The 18,091-nt window shown below is 71.5% G+C and carries 14 protein-coding genes and 1 pseudogene; 11 read left to right on the top strand and 4 right to left on the bottom strand.

Features of this window, described 5'->3' with window-relative positions:
- Positions 1-7 precede the first annotated feature (7 nt).
- A complete protein-coding gene (locus H3H54_RS03930) occupies positions 8-1,894 on the bottom strand; it encodes a penicillin-binding transpeptidase domain-containing protein (RefSeq protein ID WP_262425604.1) in 1,887 nt (628 codons plus the stop codon).
- A 30-nt stretch (positions 1,895-1,924) separates the two neighbouring features.
- On the opposite strand from H3H54_RS03930, the pseudogene H3H54_RS03925 reads away from it, so the two are divergent.
- The 11 genes and pseudogenes from H3H54_RS03925 to H3H54_RS03875 all read left to right on the top strand — a co-directional run bounded on the left by H3H54_RS03925 (position 1,925) and on the right by H3H54_RS03875 (position 15,441).
- A pseudogene (locus H3H54_RS03925) lies at positions 1,925-2,835 on the top strand (PfkB family carbohydrate kinase).
- 78 nt (positions 2,836-2,913) lie between these two features.
- Entirely contained in the window at positions 2,914-3,417 is a 504-nt protein-coding gene (locus tag H3H54_RS03920; RefSeq protein ID WP_262425603.1) for a glutathione peroxidase, read from the top strand.
- Positions 3,418-3,482: 65 nt separating this feature from the next.
- Positions 3,483-4,634 (top strand): SPFH domain-containing protein, encoded by a 1,152-nt coding sequence (locus H3H54_RS03915; RefSeq protein ID WP_262425602.1) that lies wholly within the window; start codon positions 3,483-3,485, stop codon positions 4,632-4,634.
- A gap of 3 nt (positions 4,635-4,637) precedes the next feature.
- A complete protein-coding gene (locus tag H3H54_RS03910) occupies positions 4,638-6,113 on the top strand; it encodes an arylsulfatase (RefSeq protein ID WP_262425601.1) in 1,476 nt (491 codons plus the stop codon).
- A 75-nt stretch (positions 6,114-6,188) separates the two neighbouring features.
- On the top strand, positions 6,189-7,148 hold the full coding sequence (locus H3H54_RS03905; protein WP_262425600.1) for a zinc-binding dehydrogenase: 960 nt from the start codon (positions 6,189-6,191) through the stop codon (positions 7,146-7,148).
- A gap of 75 nt (positions 7,149-7,223) precedes the next feature.
- Positions 7,224-8,282 (top strand): DoxX family protein, encoded by a 1,059-nt coding sequence (locus H3H54_RS03900; RefSeq protein WP_262425599.1) that lies wholly within the window; start codon positions 7,224-7,226, stop codon positions 8,280-8,282.
- Positions 8,283-8,303: 21 nt separating this feature from the next.
- Positions 8,304-8,840 (top strand): hypothetical protein, encoded by a 537-nt coding sequence (locus H3H54_RS03895; protein ID WP_262425598.1) that lies wholly within the window; start codon positions 8,304-8,306, stop codon positions 8,838-8,840.
- 440 nt (positions 8,841-9,280) lie between these two features.
- Positions 9,281-11,569, top strand: a complete 2,289-nt coding sequence (locus tag H3H54_RS03890; RefSeq protein WP_262425597.1) for a PD-(D/E)XK nuclease family protein — start codon at positions 9,281-9,283, stop codon at positions 11,567-11,569.
- Positions 11,566-14,100, top strand: a complete 2,535-nt coding sequence (locus H3H54_RS03885) for an exodeoxyribonuclease V subunit beta (protein WP_262425596.1) — start codon at positions 11,566-11,568, stop codon at positions 14,098-14,100. Before H3H54_RS03890 ends, H3H54_RS03885 begins: the two co-directional genes overlap by 4 nt.
- Entirely contained in the window at positions 14,037-14,804 is a 768-nt protein-coding gene (locus H3H54_RS03880; RefSeq protein WP_262425595.1) for a PD-(D/E)XK nuclease family protein, read from the top strand. Before H3H54_RS03885 ends, H3H54_RS03880 begins: the two co-directional genes overlap by 64 nt.
- Positions 14,794-15,441 (top strand): nucleoside/nucleotide kinase family protein, encoded by a 648-nt coding sequence (locus tag H3H54_RS03875; protein WP_262425594.1) that lies wholly within the window; start codon positions 14,794-14,796, stop codon positions 15,439-15,441. The genes H3H54_RS03880 and H3H54_RS03875 overlap by 11 nt, the downstream gene beginning before the upstream one ends.
- A 12-nt stretch (positions 15,442-15,453) precedes the next feature.
- Here the strand turns inward: H3H54_RS03875 and H3H54_RS03870 are convergent, their stop codons facing one another.
- The 3 genes from H3H54_RS03870 to H3H54_RS03860 all read right to left on the bottom strand — a co-directional run bounded on the left by H3H54_RS03870 (position 15,454) and on the right by H3H54_RS03860 (position 18,063).
- Positions 15,454-15,951 (bottom strand): FBP domain-containing protein, encoded by a 498-nt coding sequence (locus H3H54_RS03870; protein WP_262425593.1) that lies wholly within the window; start codon positions 15,949-15,951, stop codon positions 15,454-15,456.
- 197 nt (positions 15,952-16,148) lie between these two features.
- Positions 16,149-17,033 (bottom strand): aldo/keto reductase, encoded by an 885-nt coding sequence (locus tag H3H54_RS03865; protein ID WP_262425592.1) that lies wholly within the window; start codon positions 17,031-17,033, stop codon positions 16,149-16,151.
- Between the two features lie 31 nt (positions 17,034-17,064).
- On the bottom strand, positions 17,065-18,063 hold the full coding sequence (locus tag H3H54_RS03860) for a LacI family DNA-binding transcriptional regulator (RefSeq protein ID WP_262425591.1): 999 nt from the start codon (positions 18,061-18,063) through the stop codon (positions 17,065-17,067).
- Positions 18,064-18,091: the final 28 nt, after the last annotated feature.

The raw sequence follows: 18,091 nt of genomic DNA, 5'->3' as shown, positions 1-18,091 counted from the left end.
CGCGGGGTCAGGCTCCTTCGAGCACCTCGCGCGCGATCGGCCCGGCGGTGACGGAGCCGTAGCTGCCGTCCTCGACGAAGACCGCGACCACCAGGTCGCCCTGGGCGACGATCACCCAGGAGTGCAGCGCCAGCTCGCCGTCCTCGTTCGTCCACTCCGCGGTGCCGGTCTTGCCGATCACGGGCTCGCCGGGGAGGTCCGCGAGGTCATCGAGGCTCCCGTCGGTGACCACGCCGCGCAGCATCTCCTGCAGCTGGGAGGTCTCCTCCTCGGTCAGCGGTGTGGGCACCTCGGCGGCCGCTGGTTCCTGGTCGGCGAGGATCCGCGGGGCGACGGTCTCGCCCTGCTGGATGCTCGCGAGGACCACTGCCATCGACAGCGGGGAGGTGAGCACTCGGCCCTGGCCCATCATCGCTGCGGCATGCTCGGTGCCGGTGTCCTCCGGATCCACCGACCCCATGTACGCCTCGAGGCCTGCGGGCGCCTCCTGGCCGATCCCGAGGGTGGTGGCGGCGTCGGCGAGCGCGGGCTGGTCCACGGTGTCGTGCTCGAGCAGCAGGGCGGTGTTGCAGGAGTGCGCGATGACGCTGCGCAGCGGCATGGTGCCGAACAGGGACGGGTCCATCGAATCGGCGTTCTTGAAGCTCGCGCCCTCGATGGTCGCAGTCTCAGGGCACTCCAGCTCGGTGTCCGGGGTGACGCCCGCCCGCAGCAGCGAGAGCGCGGTGACCGCTTTGAACGTGGAGCCGGGGGCGTACTGGCCCACGAGGCCCACCGGGTAGGACTGGCCGGTGGGCCCGTGTGCGGCGGCGAGCACGTCACCGGTCGAGGGCTGCAGGGCGATCACGGCCGATGGCGAGTCCTCGTCGGCGATCGCGGCGGTGGCCAGTCGCTGCAGGTCATCGTCGAGGGTGGTGGGGACGGCGGTGCCGTCGACCGGGTCCACGCGGTGCAGGGAGCGCTCCTCCTCGCTCTCTTCGTGGACGGCGACCACGTCGAACCCGTGGGTGCCCACCAGGGCCCCGTGCTCGGCGGCGACCACGCCGCCGGTCGCGACCAGGTCCCCGGCCTCGATCTCCCCGTCGGAGTTCTCCACGTCCTCACCGCTGGCCTCGCGCAGGGAGCCGAGCACCCCGGGGGCGTAGTCCCGCTCGACCTCGAGGGGACGGCTCTGCTCGACGGCGAGGAATCCGGTGATCTGCGCGGCGTCGCCCAGCGGGTACTCGCCCTCGTCGTCGACGCGGATGGTGAGCGCGGGGACGAAGGCGTCGGGGCCGTGGTCGGCGACGGTCTGCGCGTAGCGGTCCGCGTCGGTGCCCAGCAGCCCGGCGAGCTCGCGGGCGGCGCTCTCCTGCTCGGCCTCGTCGATCTGGGTCTTGTCCAGGCCGAGCACCTTCACCTCGCGTTCGCCGTAGAGCACCCCGCCATCGCGATCGGTGATCGTGCCGAGCGCCGGATCCAGGGTTGCGAGGTCCAGGTGCTCGCCCTCCTGGAGGTCGGGGGCATAGGTCTCGGGGCCGAGGTCCGGAGCCCAGCCGTCCTCACCGCGGCGGAGGGTCGCCTGGGTGGTGTATTCCCAGGTCCCGGCCTCATCCGGGAGTGTCCAGGTCCAGGCGAGGGTCACGGTCCGCTCGCCGTCCTCGGCGCTGCCGGGATCGGCGAGCTCGACCTGCGGGGCGGCGCCGGTCGCCTCGATCAGCGGACCGAGCACCTCCTGATGCTCCGGGGCATCGGCCTGGGCAAGTGCGGCGGCGAGCGCCTCGGCCTCCTCCTGCCCGTTGCCGAAGCGATCACGCCACAGCAGACCGCCCGCCACCAGGGCGGCGATCGCGATCAGGGCGATCAGGACGATCAGGGGTGCTCGGCGGCGCGGAGCGGCGGAGGTGGGGGCCATGGCACCATGCTCGCACCTACACTCGTGGCCATGCCCCGAGTGCTCCATACCGCCCAGGCGCTCGTCGACGTGATCCTGGAGATCGACGAGCTGCCGCCGCGCGGCGGCAACGCCAATGCCCGCAGCGAGACCTGGTACGCCGGCGGTGCCGTGACCACGCTGATCGCCGCCGCCCGCACCGGGGCGACCGCGGTGCACGGCGGTGCGCACGGCACCGGTCCGCATGGCGACGTGATCCGGGAGGCGCTCGCGCGCGACGGCGTGACGCTCTCGGACGCGAAGCGCCCCGACATGGACACCGGCTACTGCACGGTGTTGCTCGAACCGTCGGCCGAACGCACGTTCCTGACCGTGTACGGGGCAGAGCGAGACATTACCGCCGCGTCCCTCGCGACGCTGGAACCGGAGCCCGGGGATCTGGTGTGCGTATCCGGGTACAGCCTGTTCGAGCCCACCCGGGCCCCGCTGCTGGAGTTCCTCGAGGCTCTGCCCGAGGGCGTGGACGTGGTGCTCGACCCGGGCGCTCCTTTCGCCACCTTCCCCGAGAGGTCCAGAACCGAGTGCTGTCCCGCACCACGGTGTGGACCTCCAACGCCGACGAGGCGAAGGCGCTCACCCAGCTCGACGCCCTCGAGGACACCCCCGAGTCGATCCGGCGCTGGCTGGCCCCCGGCGCGGCAGTGGTGGTGCGGGACGGCGAGCGCGGCTGCATGGTGTTCCACCACGGCCGGGGCACCCAGATCCCGGCGTTCCCGCAGAAGGCTGTGGACACCAACGGCGCGGGCGACACCCACACCGGGGTGCTGCTGGCCGAGCGTGCTCTCGGCACCGACTGGGAATCCGCCGCCACCCGTGCCAACGCCGCCGCCGCGATCGCGGTGACCCGGCACGGCACCGAGAGCGCCCCCACCCGCGCCGAGGTCGACGCGTTCCTCGCCTGAGCGGACGGTCCCTGCCACAGATCAGGCTCCGGATCTAGGATGGAGTCGCACATCACGTACGACAGGCGCAAGGAGACCATGGACGACCAGGCCGGGACCGGCATCAGCTTCCACGACTTCCGGGCGACGACGATCGACGGCGAGCAGCGGGACATGGGCGAGTACCGCGGTCGGCTCGTACTCGTCGTCAACACCGCCACGCAGTGCGCCTTCACCCCACAGCTGACCGCCCTGCAGGAGCTCCACGACCGCTTCTCCAAGCATGGCTTCACGGTGCTCGGATTCCCCTCTGACCAGTTCCGACAGGACCCCGGCACCGATGAGGAGATCCAGGAGATCTGCACCTCGAGCTACGAGGTGACCTTCCCGCTGTTCTCGAAGGTCGACGTCAACGGGCCGACGGCCCACCCGCTGTGGCAGTGGATGTGCGCACAGAAGGCCGGCGTGATCGGTGGCCGCATCGCCTGGAACTTCACCAAGTTCCTCATCGACGGCGAGGGGAAGGTGCTGCGCCGCTACGCCCCGCCGGTGCCGCCGGCACGGATCGCGAGGCGGATCGAGGCGGACCTGGGCCTGCGCTGAACTGACCGGCCCCGGTCAGTTGGTAGCGTGGGTCACAGCACCCGCCTACCCGAAAGGTGACTCCCATGGAAGGCGTCGTCCTCTTCCTCGTCCTAGGCTTCGGCCTGCTGATCTTCCTCGTGATCGTGGCCGCGCTGCTGTTCGGCGGCCTGCGCACCTCGCTGATGTTCACGGTGCACACGCAGGAAGCCGTCATCGTCGAGCGCTTCGGCAAGTTCAAGCGCGTCGCGCACGCAGGTCTGAACTTCAAGACCCCCTTCATCGACAACACCACCAAGCCGGTCTCGTTGCGCGTCCAGCAGCTGGAGGTGAACATCGAGTCCAAGACCAAGGACAACGTGTTCGTCAACGTGCCGGTCGCGGTGCAGTACCGGATCCGCGACGAGCAGGTCGTCGACGCGTACTACAAGCTGTCGAACCCTGAGGCGCAGATCCGCTCCTACGTCTTCGACACCGTCCGTTCGGCGCTGTCCGGCCTCGAGCTGGATCAGGCCTTCGAGTCGAAGGACGATATCGCCCGCAGCGTCGAGACCACGCTCTCGGAGCGTATGCAGGAGTTCGGCTTCAACATCATCAACACCCTGGTCCAGGACATCTCCCCGGACCAGCGCGTGCGCGACTCGATGAACTCCATCAACGCCGCCCAGCGCGACCGCGTCGCCGCTCAGTCGCTCGCCGAGGCGGACAAGATCAAGCGCGTCACCCAGGCCGAGGCCGAGGCCGAGTCCAAGCGCCTCCAGGGTGAGGGCGTCGCCGCCCAGCGCAAGGCGATCGCCCTGGGCATCGCCGAGCAGTACGAGATGCTCCGCAAGGTCGGCATCGAGAACTCCGCCGAGCAGCTGCTGCTGATGACGCAGTACTTCGACACCATGCAGGACGTGGCGCGCAACGCCCGCTCCAACGTGCTGTACCTGCCCTCGAACCCCGGTGCCGTCGGCTCCATGGGCGATGAGATCCGCACCGCGATGCTGCAGTCGCAGGCGGCGGCGGAGTCGAGCAAGGATGCCGATGCGGCCGACGCCGCAGACCGTAAGCGAGTCTCCGCCGACCAGCTGCGGGAGCAGGAGCAGGCCCGCACCGAGCAGGCCCGGGCGAATGCCGAGCAGCGTGCCCGCGAGGCGAAGCAGCAGGCCCAGCAGTCTCAGCAGGCGCCGCAGGGCTACCCCGGTGGGCAGGTCCCGCCGTGGGCGCACCCGGGCAGCGCGAACCAGGGCTGAGCAGTGACCGAGCGGCCCCACGTCGTGCTCGTCTGCGTCGACGAGATGCGAGCGGATGCGATGGGGGCCGCCGGCAACGAGCACATCGACACCCCGAACCTCGACGACCTCGCCCGCGGCGGGTATCACTTCACCCGCGCCTACTCGGCGACGCCCACCTGTGTGCCGGCGCGGGTCGCGATGTTCACCGGCAAGTCCCCCTCCCTGCATGGCCGTTACGGCTATCGGGAGGGGGTCTCGTTCCCCGAGGCCTACCCGGTGACGCTGCAGTCCACTCTGCGGAAGTCCGGGTATCAGACCTTCGCCGTGGGGAAGATGCACGTGTTCCCGGACCGGGCCCGCTGCGGCTTCGACGAGGTGCTGCTGCACGACGGGTTCCTGCACACCTCGCGCCGGCTGAGCCGGGGCCCGTCGGGCGCGATCGACGACTACGTCGAGTTCCTGCGCCGTGAGACCGGGGATCCGCGCGCCGACTACCAGGAGACCGGGATCGGCTGCAATGCCATGACCGCCCGGCCGTGGGAGCGGGAGGAGCGGCTTCATCCCACCCGCTGGGTCGCGGATGAGTCGCTGCGCTTCCTCGAGCGGCGTGACCCGACTCGGCCCTTCTTCCTGTACATGTCCTTCCACCGGCCGCATGCGCCCTTCGACCCGCCGCAGTGGCTGTGGGACAAGTACCGGGGGCGCTCGAGCCCCGAGCGCGCACAGGGCGAATGGGTGGCGGGCTTCGCGGAGCATCGCCGCGACTTCCACTCCGAGGCGGAGTTCGGGGCGCAGAAGGAGAGCACCCACGAGCAGGTGAGGGCCGGTTACTACGGCTCGATCGAGTTCATCGACCTGCAGCTGAACCGGCTCAAGGAGACCCTCTCCGATCAGGGGCTGCTCGAGGACACCGTGATCGTGTTCGTCTCCGACCACGGCGACATGATGGGCGACCACGACATGTACCGGAAGTCCGTGGGCTACGAGGGCTCTGCACGGGTGCCGCTGGTGATGCACGTGCCGCCGCGCTGGCGCGAGGGGTGGGGCGGCCCGGGTGAGGTCGGCGCGATCGCTGAGCTGCGGGATCTGATGCCGACGTTGCTGGGGCTCGCCGGGGTCGATGTGCCGGAGGGCGTGGATGGGGTGGATCTGGGCGCGGCCTCGCGCGGCGAGCAGGTGCGCGAGCATCTGCACGGCGAGCACCTGATCGGCTCGCTGGGCCGGCATTCGATGCAGTGGATCCGCTCGCAGCGCTTCAAATATGTGTGGTTCTCGGGCGACGGGCACGAGCAGCTGTTCGACCTCGAGGCGGATCCGCGTGAGGAGCAGGATCTCGCGGGAGATCCCGGGTTCGGAGAGGAGCTGGTGCGGCATCGGGAGCTGCTGATCGCCGAGCTCGCGGTGCGCGAGGAGGGTTTCGTGGACGGCGGGGCGCTGGTGGCGGGCCGACCGCTGCAGTCCGAGGCGTCGTGGCTGCGGGAGTTCGCGCGGCTCTGACCTGCCCTTGCATTTAGTTTAACTTTCAGCTACGATGGGATCATCACATCGACGACGAAGGAGTAGTGATCCCCCGTGAAGGCATGGCAGTTCACCGGTACCGGCAACCCCCTGGAGCTCAACGAGGTCGCGGAGCCCACTGCGGGCCCCGGCGAGGTGGTCGTGGACGTCAAGGCCTCCGGCGTCTGCCACTCCGACGTGGCGACGCTCGACGACGAAGGCTGGATGGCGCTGTTCCAGCAGGGCCTGCCCCGCACCATGGGCCATGAATCCGCCGGCGTGGTCAGCCAGGTGGGCGAGGGCATGGAGCACTGGCAGGTCGGCGACCGCGTGGGCCTGGCCCCGATGATGTCCGACGGCACCGCGCTCGGCTACGGCCCCTGGGACGGCGGCTTCGGCCCCAAGCTCCGCGCGACCGACGACAACCTCGTCAAGCTGCCCGACGCGGTCCCCTTCGACCTCGGCGCGATGGCGACCGACGCCGGCCTCACCGCGTACCACGCGATCATGACGCTCGGCGGCGCGAAGCCCGGCATGAAGATCGGCGTGATCGGCCTGGGCGGGCTCGGCTACATCGGTGCCCGCGTCGCCGCGCTGGCCGGCGCCGAGGTCTACGGCGCCGAGATCAACCCCGCGACCCGTGAGCTCGCCGGCGAGATCGGCCTGGCCGGGGTCGCCGAGTCGATCACCGAGTTCGCAGACAAGGGCCTCGAGCTGGTCGTGGACTACGCCGGCTTCGGCACCACCACCGCGCAGGGCGTCGAGGCGCTCGCCAAGTTCGGCACCTTCGTGCAGGTGGGCATGGGCAAGCTCGAGGCGCCCCTGGACACCTATCAGTTGATCACCAAGCAGCTGACCATCAAGGGCTCGAACTCCGGCACCAAGGAGGACCTCGAGGGCCTCTACGAGCTGATGGCCTCCGGCGAGCTCACGCCGCCGATCAACCACATCACCCACGCAGAGATCCCCGAGGCGATCGACAAGCTCCGCGCCGGCGGCGTGATCGGCCGCTACGTGGCGATCTACGAGGCCTGACACTCGACGGAAGTCGTATCGGGTCGACCCCGCGGGCGGATGCCGCGGGGTCGACCTCTGCGGTGGGATAGCAGGATGAAGGATCGTGCCACCTCCCCCACCGATGCTCCCGACTACTCCCTCGAGAAGCAGGTGGTCCGCACCGCAGCGGTGACCCTCGGCTGGTGGGTGCACGGGATGGTGCGACTGGTGCTCGCGATCGCGATGGTCTATTACGGCGTCGCGAAGCTCGTGTTCGGTCAGTTCGGCGTCGCCGACATGGGCGGCGCCCTCATCGCCCAGGGCGAGATGAGCCCGATGGGGGTGCTGTGGCGGATGGTCGCCCTCTCCCCGCTGTTCCAGTTCCTGGCGGGCCTGGCGGAGCTCGGGGCAGGGCTCGCGCTGCTGTGGCGACGCACCGTACCTCTCGGCGCGGTGCTGGCCGGCGGCTCGATGGCCCTGGTGTTCGTGCTGAACCTGGGATACGACGTGCCCGTCAAGCAGATCTCCCTGGCCCTGCTGATCATGTCGATCCTGGTGCTGATCCCCTGGATGCCCCGCCTGGCCCGCGCCGTCCTCGGCCACGGCGAGATCCGCCCCGGCCCGGTGCCCACGCTGATGCCATGGCGCCCGCTGGCCCGGGTCATGAACATCCTCGGGCCCATCGCGGGGCTCGTGCTGGTGGGGCTGATCAGCTGGGGCGTCGCTGCGATGTACCCCGAGCGCAGCACCGATGAGACCGCCCCCGCCGGGGTGTGGTCGGTGCAGGAGGATGCCGCCTCACCGGCCGCACAGCTGAGCGAGGACACCCGATGGAGTGCGATCGCCTTCGGAGAGAACGAGTACGACGGCCATGCCGTCGTCCAGCTCCGGTACGCGAACGGAGAACTGCTGACCGGCAGCTACCAGCGCACCGGTGAGGGCACCGTCGAGCTGTCGCTGCGGCCGCTGCGCGACCCCGGGGTCTCGATCAGGGAGCACACCGAGGACGACCCCACCGAACTGACCCTCACCGTCCAGGAGCGCGGGGACGGCACCGTCCACCTCACCGGTGAGGGACAGGACCTGGTGCTCGCACCGGATGAGTCCGCGATGGTGCTGTACGAGCGCGGATTCAGCTGGGGCGCGCGTGTGGACGATCCGTTCAACCGTTGAGCACCTCACTATGATCCGTTCATGACCGGTCGCCGCTACGGGTTCCTCTGCCTGCTCGCCGCCGTCTGCTGGACGCTCACCGTGTCGATGGCGGTCATCGCTGTCATGATCGGCATCTACTCCGCGTTCCTCGGGGTCTCCACGGTGCTGACCCCCTCACCGACGGACGAGCAGGACGTGCGCGCCGCATTCACAGCACTCGTCGTCGTGATCGTGGGGGCGGTGGCGCTGGGGCTGGCGACGGTGGGGCTCGATGTGGCGGTGACCGTGATGTCCGTGCGCCGGATCGGCGACAGCGAGCACTCCTCGGCGGTGCCGGTGCTGTCCCTGGTGGCGACCGGGATGTCCACCGTCGCGCCGTCGCTGCTGGCGGCTCTCGCCCTCACCGCCGGAGCGCTCGAGCAGCCGGAGGTCGCCGCGGGGGCCTGGTGGCTGCTCGTGGGAACGGTGGTGGTGCTCGCACCATGCACCCGCCTGGCACAGCTGATCGGGGGCATCATCGACACCGCGACGACGCCGGCCCCGTCGCGCCGTCCGGACGTCGGCCCCCTCCCCTAAGGTGGGGAGCGCAGCCCCGCCGGGGCCCGCGACCTGCGACGGAGGAGCGCCTGCATGCAGATCGAGTTCGGCTGGTCCCTCGATGGCGCCGCGTGGGCCGACGGCTCCAGCGCCACCGGATCCGTGCGGCTGGGCCCGCGCGGTCTGGTGCAGCTGCTGCAGACGCGGCTCGCGCTGACCCGCCCCTCCGTCGATCCGGCGGTGCGGGTCGCGCAGTACGCGCGTGCGATCGCCGCGGCCGATCATCCCTGGGCACGGGATTCCTTCACTGTGGATCCGTGGGCGACCGCGTCCACGATGCTGAGCTGGCGGGATGCCGCTGTGATGGCCGGAGCCCGGCTGCGCTCGGCGCCTGGCCTGCCGGCGCGGATCGAGGCGCTGTGCACGGTCGAGGAGGCCGCCGACCTCTCCCCGGAGCGGCTGATGATCTGCGGGAGCTGGTGGCACTGCTCGAGGAATCGCCGTGGCCGCTCGGCATCGACCGCCTCCTATGCCATGAGGAGCCCGGTTCCCTGCCGGGCCTGTGGCCTCGGCTCCTCGAGCTGCTGGCCGGGTGCGGGGTTCAGGCGATGCCGGGCGAACAGGCGCCGACGGGACGGCCGGAGCTGGTGCTGCTCGAGGCGGAGGACGAATGGGCCGCCGCCGAAGCCGCCGCCCGTTTCCTCGCAGGGTGTGAGGGGCGGACCGTCCATGTGCTCGCCACCGAGGACACGGTCCTGCTGGACCAGGAGCTGCATCGCCGCGGGCAGGCCGCGCTCGGAGTGGCCGGGGCGTCGGCGGACCGCACCAGCCTGCAGGTCCTCCCGCTGCTTTTGTCGATCGCGATCGCCCCCGTGGACGTGCAGCTCGGTGCGTTCCTCGACCTGCGGGTGCTGGACGCCCCGGAAGCCGACCGCGAACCGATCGGGTTGGTGCCCTCCCGGGTGCGTCGGCTGTTCCTCGACGCGCTGGCCGCGGAGCCCGGCACCGGCGGTCCGGCCTGGCAGGCGGTGCTCACGGAGCTCGCCGCCGATCCCGACGAATCTGCGGCCCTGGCGATCGCCCGGGCGGTCTCCGAGCTGGTGACCGACCCGATCCGCCCCGATCAGCTCACTCCGGCGCGGCTGCGTGCGGCGACCGCCTGGCTCGGCGAGCGGCTGCGCGCCCTCGGTCAGGGGGACCCCGGGCTGGTGCGGGCGAGCGCCCACCTGCAGACCTTCCTCGAGGTGCTCGACACGCTCGGGGAAGATCATGTGCTCGGCGAGCGGGAGCTCTCCCAGGTGCTCGAGGCCTCCGGCGGGCGAGCCGCCTCACCCTTCGCCCGACCCGAGGCGAGCACGGGGCGGACCACCTGCACCCGTCCGGCGCAGCTGCGCGCCTCCGGAGGGGACGTGCTGTGGTGGGGCGCGGACCGGCAGGACGCCCCCACCGGGGTGACCTGGGACGCGGTCGAGGTCAAGGCGCTCACGGCGCTCGGCGCGCGGGTGCTGGATCCTGCCGCGCTGGCCGCCTTGGAGACCGACGCCGGGCTTCGGGCGCTGCTCGGTGCCGGGCGGGTGATCGTGATCCGTACCCGCAGCCGCGAGGAGAAGGCGACCGCACCGCACTCGCTGCTGGCGCACCTCGCGGCGGAGCGGGCACGGCCCGGTGAGGACGTCGCCGCGGTGCTCGAACGGCACCGGATCGATCCGCGCAGCACCGTCGGCGCGGCGGGATGGGAGCTCGCGGGGTCGCGGCGGGAGCTGAGCGTCCCTCCGCTCGAGCAGCCCTGGGAGCCGCCGGAGGATCTCACCCGGCACACCGTGCCCGCGCCGCATCTGCTGCCGCGCTCGCTCAGCTACTCCCAGGCGGAGAACCTGCTGGGCTGCCGGCAGAAGTGGACCTACCGCGCGGGGCTGGGGATCCGGCCGGCCTCGGTCGCGAGCGTGCCCAGCGGCAACCAGATGATCGGCACTCTCGTCCATGCCGTGGTCGAGGAGCTGGTCAACGCCCGGCAGGAGCAGGGCGAGGCCCCCACGGCCGAGGACATCTCCGAGATGCTGGAGCGCCTGGTGCCGCAGCTCGCCTCGGAGCTGCTGCTGCCCGGCCGCGAGGTCGAGCTGACCACGATGCGTGAGACGGCCGTGCGCTCCCTGCTGGAGTTCTTCGGCCGGCTGGCCGAGGCGGGCCTGGTGATCACCTCGGTGGAGTCCCGCTTCGAGGAGCCGCTGACCCTGCACCTGAAGCGCGGGGACGTCGAGGTGCCGTTCACCGGCTACCGCGATGTGCTCGCCGAGGACGCCGCCGGCCGGCCCACCGTGATCGACCTGAAGTGGACCTCGGCGGCGAAGAAGTACCCCGCGCTGTTCGACGGCGGCGAGGCGCTGCAGCTGGCCTCCTACGCCTGGTCGCTCGACGATCCGAGCGCGGACGTCGGCTACTTCCTGCTCAAACAGGGTGAGTTCGTCTCCGCGAACCCGGCGCTGGATCCGCATGGCCGGCCCACGCTCGACATCGCGCAGGCCTGGGCCACGACCACCGCGGGGATCACCGAGGCGCTGGACGCGATCGGTGAGGGCACCGTCTCCGCGCAGTCCGGGCAGATCCTGCGCGACGCCGGGCAGGGTCTCGGCACTCCGCGCACGGAGGCGAAGAAGACCTACGCCGCGGTGCAGGAGGTGGCCCGGGCCGACGGCGGGATCGTGGTCGATGCCCGCTGCGACTTCTGCGATTTCTCCCTGCTGTGCGGCCTGAGAGGCGATGCGTCATGAGCTTCACCCTGATCAACGCCTCTGCCGGCTCCGGCAAGACATACACCCTGACCCGGCTGCTCGCCGAGCGTCTGGCCGCAGGGCTGGACCCCTCCGAGGTCATCGCCACCACCTTCACCGTCAAAGCCGCCGACGAGCTCTCCCAGCGGGTGCGCTCGACACTGCTGGACCGTCAGCAGGTCGAGGCGGCGCGCGGCATCGACAGCGCCCTGATCAGCACCGTCAACTCCGTCGCCGGGCGCCTGGTGACCGAGTACGCGCTCGACGCGGGGATCTCCCCACAGGTGCGGGTGCTCGACGACACGACGCAGAAGGCGGCTTTCGCCGCGGCGATCGACCGCACCGCCGCTGCGGCCGGGCTGCGCTGGGGCGCGATGCTCGCCCGCACCGAGCACGACGGCGACGAGCGGGACACCGGCTTCATCAGCAGGAAGCAGGCCTGGCGCGCCCGCGTGAAGGACGTGGCCGACGCCGCACGCACCAACCTCCTGACGGCCGAGAACCTGCGGGCCGCGGCGCCCGCCTCCTGGGAGGAGTTCCGCGCCGCGGCGCAGCTGCCTGAGCCCGGGCAGGATCTGCGCGTCCGCTGGCTGCATGAGCTGGGTGCGCGGATCGAGGGGTTCGCGGAGGATCTCGCGGCCTCCGTGGACGAGTCCGGGGAGGCGGTGAAGGGCGGGCCGATCGCGCCGCGCAGCGTGAACAAGGCACGAGGCGATCTCGAGGCGCTGCGGCGGCTGGAGCGGACCCTGCGGGACCGTGAACGGGCGCCGTGGTCGAGCTGGCTGCGGCTGGCCGGTGGATCCTTCGGGGCGCCGGCGAAGAAAGCCCTGGAGCCGCTCGCGCTCGAGATCGGCGAGGGCTTCGCACAGAACCCCGCCTGGCAGCAGGACCTGCAGGACCTCATCACGCTCGTCCTCGATGTCGCCGCGGAGTCGCTCGAGGCCTACGAGACCTACAAGCGCGAGCTGGGCCTGATCGACTTCATCGACCAGGAGGTGCAGGCGCTGCGCCTGCTGCAGGGCTCTGCGCGCGTGCGGGAATCGGTCGCCTCCCGCTTCCGGCTGCTCGCGGTCGACGAGTTCCAGGACACCTCCCCCATCCAGCTCGCCCTCTTCCTCGAACTCTCCCAGCTCATCGAGGAGAAGATCTGGGTGGGAGACCCGAAGCAGGCGATCTACGGCTTCCGTGACGCCGACCCCCGCCTGATGCGCGACATCATCGCCGCGCTCGAGGGCGGCGGCACCGTGTTCGGGACCGGCGATGTCCAGAACCTCTCCCACTCCTGGCGCTCCCAGAAGCTGCTGGTCGACTTCTCCAACGCTATGTTCACCCCCGTGTTCGCCCCTTCCGGCGAGGGCCTGGAGCGGGTGCGGCTCGCGATCCCCGCACAGCGGGAGGAGGCAGCGCACGGCGGGGTGCTCGAGGTGTGGGAGGCGACGAAGCATGACCGCAGGGTGGTCTCCGCGCAGAAGCATGCCGCGATGATCGCCGAGCAGATCCGCCGCCGGATCGACGAGGGCGCCTTCACCCCCCGGGGCACCGCGGTCCTGGTGCGCAGCAACGCCCAGCGGGCCTCCGTGGTCGCCGCCCTGCAGGAACGGGGCGTGCCCACCGCCGGCGCCGCTCATCCCCTGCTCGCGACCCGTGAGGCGCAGATGGTGCGGGCCGCGCTCGCGGTGACCCTCGACGGCTCGGACACCCTGGCCTTGACCGAGCTGGTGACGTTGCTGAGCGACCACGGGGCGCACGACGACTGGTTCACGCAGCTGATGGCGGCACCGGACCGGGACGTGCGCAAGGCCGTGTTCGCGAGCTGGTGGGAGGATCCCGTGCTGGCCGGGCTGCGGGAGGTGCGCCGGGCCTGCATCGGCTTCACCCCCGTGGAGATGATGAGCGCGCTGATCGACGCCCTGGACCTGCCGCAGCGGATCAAGCGCTGGAGCGGCCAGGACTCGCGCCGCCGCACGCTCGACGCGCTGCGGGCGATGGCCCGCGACACCACGGAGCGGCGCCGGGCAGAGGGCTCCCCGATCACGCTGACCGGCCTGCGCGCGGAGCTGGACGCCTGGGAGAAGGGGCCGGATCTCTCCGCCCTGCCCGAGGCGGTCTGGGTGGGCACCGTCCACGGTGCCAAGGGTCTGGAATGGGACCACGTGGTCACCTACCTCGGCGCGCCCCCGAAGGAGCGCGACCACTCCAGCGGGGTGCTCGTGGTCTCCCCGGCGCTCTCGACGTCACTGCACCGCTGGCCGGTCGCAGCCTGCGCTTCTGGCCGAAGGTGGCGACGCCCGCGGAGATCTCGGAGAACCTCTCCGGGTCGGACTTCGCGACCCGTCGGCGTGATGCCGAGGCCGAGGAGTCGGGGCGCCTGCACTACGTGGCCCTCACCCGCGCCGCCCGCACCGGGGTGCTCGCAGTCCCCGGCACCGCGACCGTTCTCGACACCCTCGTGGAGGGCACGCAGCTGGTGCGTTGGACGGAGGCGGCGATCGCCGTGCACGGCACGGATGCACCGCTGCCCGCCACTGTGACCCGCGTGAACGTCGACGACCTGGCGGAGGAGGCACCTGTCCGGCTGCCGGGCAGCACGGATCCGCTGGCCGCGACGGACGTGCCGCTGCGGCCGGAGGCCGGGGAGGGCCCTCGCGTCTCCGCGCGCTTCCAGGCCTCGGGCGTCGGCTCCGAGGAGTCGCTCGCGAGCGTGAGCGCGCCGCGCAGCATCGGGCCGGTCCTGGTGCGCGGCGGCGGGCCGCAGTGGGAGCGCGTGGGCGAGGCCGTCCACGCCTACCTCGCCCTGCCGCTCGACCAGCTCTCGGGTGCGCAGCGGGAGGCCGCCGCGCAGCGCCTGCTGGAGCGCTGGGTGGTCACCCGCACCGTCGATGCGCGGGTGCTGCACGAGACCGGGGAGGCGTGGTCACGCTTCCTCGCCGAGGAGTTCCCCGGCGCGCAGCAGCTCACCGAGCAGCCGATCACCTGGTGGAACGAGGAGGACCAGGTGATGGAGGGATGGATCGACACACTGCTGCGCCTGCCCTCCGGCGAGATCGTGCTGGTGGACCACAAGTCGTATCCGGGCGATGACCCGGTGGGCCACGTGCGCCGCCACTACCTGGGACAGATGGCGACCTACTCCCGCGCCCTGGCCGCGGCGGGCCGGGCACCGGACAGGATCCTGATGCACCTGCCGCTGCGGGGCGAGGTCATCGAGATCGAGCTGGCAGCGCATGCCCGCTGAGCTGAGCATCCAGCAGGCCGTCGACACCGCCCGCGTGCTGCTCGACGAGGCGCTGCGCAGCGGCGGGCGGCGGCTGCTGGGGATCGCCGGGGCGCCCGGGGCCGGGAAGTCGACGCTCACCGCGCTGCTCGCCCGGGAGCTTCCCGCGGGCAGCTGCGCGGTGGTGCCGATGGACGGGTTCCACCTGGCGGATGTGGCGCTCAAGCAGCTGGGGCGGCTCGAGCGGAAGGGCGCACCGGACACCTTCGACGCGGCAGGGTACGTCGCGCTGCTGCAGCGGCTGCGCACCGCGATGCCGCAGGACCCACCGGTGTGGGCGCCGATGTTCGAGCGGGAGCTCGAGCAGCCGCTGGCCGGAGCGATCGAGGTACCGGCCAGCGTGCCGCTGGTGATCACCGAGGGGAACTATCTGCTGTGCGATGACGCTGCGTGGGCACAGGTGCACGCGATGCTGGATGCGCGCTGGTTCGTGGAGGCCCCGCAGGAGCTGCGGCACACCTGGCTGATCGCGCGGCACGAACGGTTCGGGAAACCCCCAGCGGCGGCGCGGGAGTGGGCGCTCGGTCCCGACGAGGACAACGCCCGCCTGATCGCGGAGACCCGCGACCGGGCGGACGTGCTGGTCCAGCTGAGCTGAGCGGCGTGGCGCTCAGTCGCGCATCACCGCGCGGGCGAAGCTCGCGCTGCGCTCACGGAGCCCCTCGATCCGCTGCTGCCGGTGATAGGCCAGCAGCGCCGGGTCCTCGGTGCGCAGCTCGAAGGCCGCCGGGGCCCGGCGCACGTTGCGGGAGCAGCGGAAGTCGGCGCAGATCGCGGTGCCGATCGTGTTCCCGCGACGGCCCGAGGCCCCCGCGAGCGGTGCCACGAAGGAGGCGGCGCGGATCCCGTCGACGACGTCCTCGCACCAGGCGCAGAGCATCTTGCGGGTCGGGGGCCGTCCGGTGCCGCGCAGCAGCAGCCCGACGGGCTCGTCCTCGACCTCGAGCACGACGTAGTGCAGCTGCGGCTTGCGGGCGTCCTGCCAGCCGAGGTAATCGATGTCCTCCCAGCGCACGGCGGTGAGGTCGGGCAGCTCAGCGCGGGTGGCGTCGCCCTTGGTGGCGTTGCGGAAGCTGGAGCGGATCTGGTCAGGGGTCAGGGGTCGCATGGGGTCCTCACGGGAGGGAGCGGGAGTGTGCTGGGCGCGAAGGGGCGTGCGGGCACGCCGCACTCACGCCGAGCAGGCCGCGTGGACCGCCCCGCTCTCTGCATGCCAGATGCGCATGCGATGCTCCTCTCCCGTCATGGACCCGGCCACGCTACGCCGGGTGCCTCCGACGGACAAGGGAGATCTCCTCGCGCGCCTCAGACGATGATCTGGTTCAGCTCGGCGAGGTCCACGTCGCTGAGCTGGAGCGACATCGCCTGCGCGGAGTCGGTGATCGACTCGGGGCGGCTCGCGCCCGGGATCGGGATCACGTGCTCGCCCAGTGCGAGCTCCCACGCCAGGACCACCTGCTGGGGGCTGACCGCATGCGCCTCGGCAATGCGCTGGATCTGCGGGAACCGCTCCCCCACTGCGGCGGCGCCGCCGCCGGTGCCGCCCAGCGGCGACCACGGGACGAAGGCGATGCCGTGCTCGCCGCAGTGCTCGAGCTCGCGGCGGCTGGTGTGGAAGAAGGTCGGCGAGAACTCGTTCTGCACCGCGGCGAGCCCGCCGTCCCCGAGCACCTCACGGGCCACGTCGATCTCCTCGACGTTCGCGTTGGAGATGCCGACCTCACGGATCAGCCCCTCCTGCTGGAAGGCGGCGAGCACCTCGACCGCGTCGGCGTAGCGGATGCTGCGGTCCGGGCGGTGCCAGTAGTAGAGGTCCACGGAATCGGTGCCGAGCGCCGTGAGGGACTTCTCGAGCGCGGAGCGGAGATAGGCGGCGGAGCCGTCGCGGCCTCCGCCTTCGGCGGAGCGGGTGATGCCGCCCTTGGTGGCGAGCACGATCTGGGAGCGGTCGCCGCCCCAGCTGCGCAGCGCCTCGCCGACGAGCTGCTCGTTGTGGCCCATGGTGTCCCAGCTGGGGGCGTAGATGTCGGCGGTGTCGAGGAGGGTGATCCCCGCGTCGAGGGCGGCGTGGACGGTGGCCATCGCACGGTCATGCGGGGCGGGCTCGCCGCGCCCCATCGACAGCGGCATGGCGCCCAGGCCCAGGGCGGAGACGGTCAGGGAGCCGATACGGCGGGTGGGAGCAGTCATGCGGTAAGCGTATGCCTGAACGGGACGGGAGTCAGCCCTTCGGTTGTGTCGAATCTCGTTCGATGATCCGCGAGCGCAGCAGCGTGGTCGAGGGTTCCTCGTCGGGGTTGGCCATCCGCTGGGTGAGCATGCGGGCCGCGGCGCGGCTGGTGGCGCGCACCGCCTGGTGGACCACGGAGACAGACGGGGTGACCAGCCTGGTCCACAGGTCGTCATCGGTGGCGAGCAGCGCAGGCGCCCCCTCGACCCCGCGGATCGCCTCGAACGCCCCGGCGGACATCCGGTTGTTGGTGACGTAGACGCAGTCCGCCTCGCCCGCTGCCAGCAGCTGCTCCATCACCGTGCGGCCGGACTCGAGGTGCAGGTCGCCGCGCTGGAGGGCGTCGGCCCCGACCTCGACCCCGAGCTCGCGCCAGGCACCGAGGAACCCTGTGGCGCGGTCCTCGGTGGTGCGCAGGGTCTGCGAGCCGGCGATCACCGCCGGGGCGCGGAAGCCCCGTTCATGCAGGTGACGGGCGGCCTGCCGCCCCGCATCGTGGTTGTCGGTGGCGACCACGTCAGTGTGTGCTCCATCGATGCCGCGGTCCACCAGCACCACCGGGATGCCGGCATCGGTCAGCGGTCCCAGATCGGTGCGCATGCCGTCCACCGGCACCAGCAGCACGCCCGAGACGTGGCGGCTGACCAGCTGTGCGAAGCACTCCTGCTCGACGGCGAGATCGTCCTCGGTGTGCGCGACCGTCACCGAGTGGCTCTGGTCGCGGGCGATCCTCTCCACCTCGCCGATGATCTGGGTGAAGTACGGGTTCTCCGCATCCGGCGCGACCACCGCGATCTGGGAGGTCCCGCCGCGGCGCAGGGAGCGGCCCAGGGCGTTGGGCACGTAGCCCGTCGCCCGGACCGCCGCCTGCACCCGCTTGGAGAGCTCCTTGTCGACGGTGGTCGCACCGTTGATGACCCGGGATACGGTCGCCGAGGAGACGCCCGCGGTGCGCGCGACGTCCATGATCGTGGGCCGTGGTGACACCATGGGCTGCTCCTCGTTCCGCTCTGCCGGC

Source organism: Brachybacterium sp. Z12 (assembly GCF_014400405.1).
Taxonomy (GTDB): Bacteria; Actinomycetota; Actinomycetes; order Actinomycetales; family Dermabacteraceae; genus Brachybacterium.
Note: the sequence above shows the minus strand (reverse complement) of the source record. Positions and strands in the feature narration are given on the sequence as shown.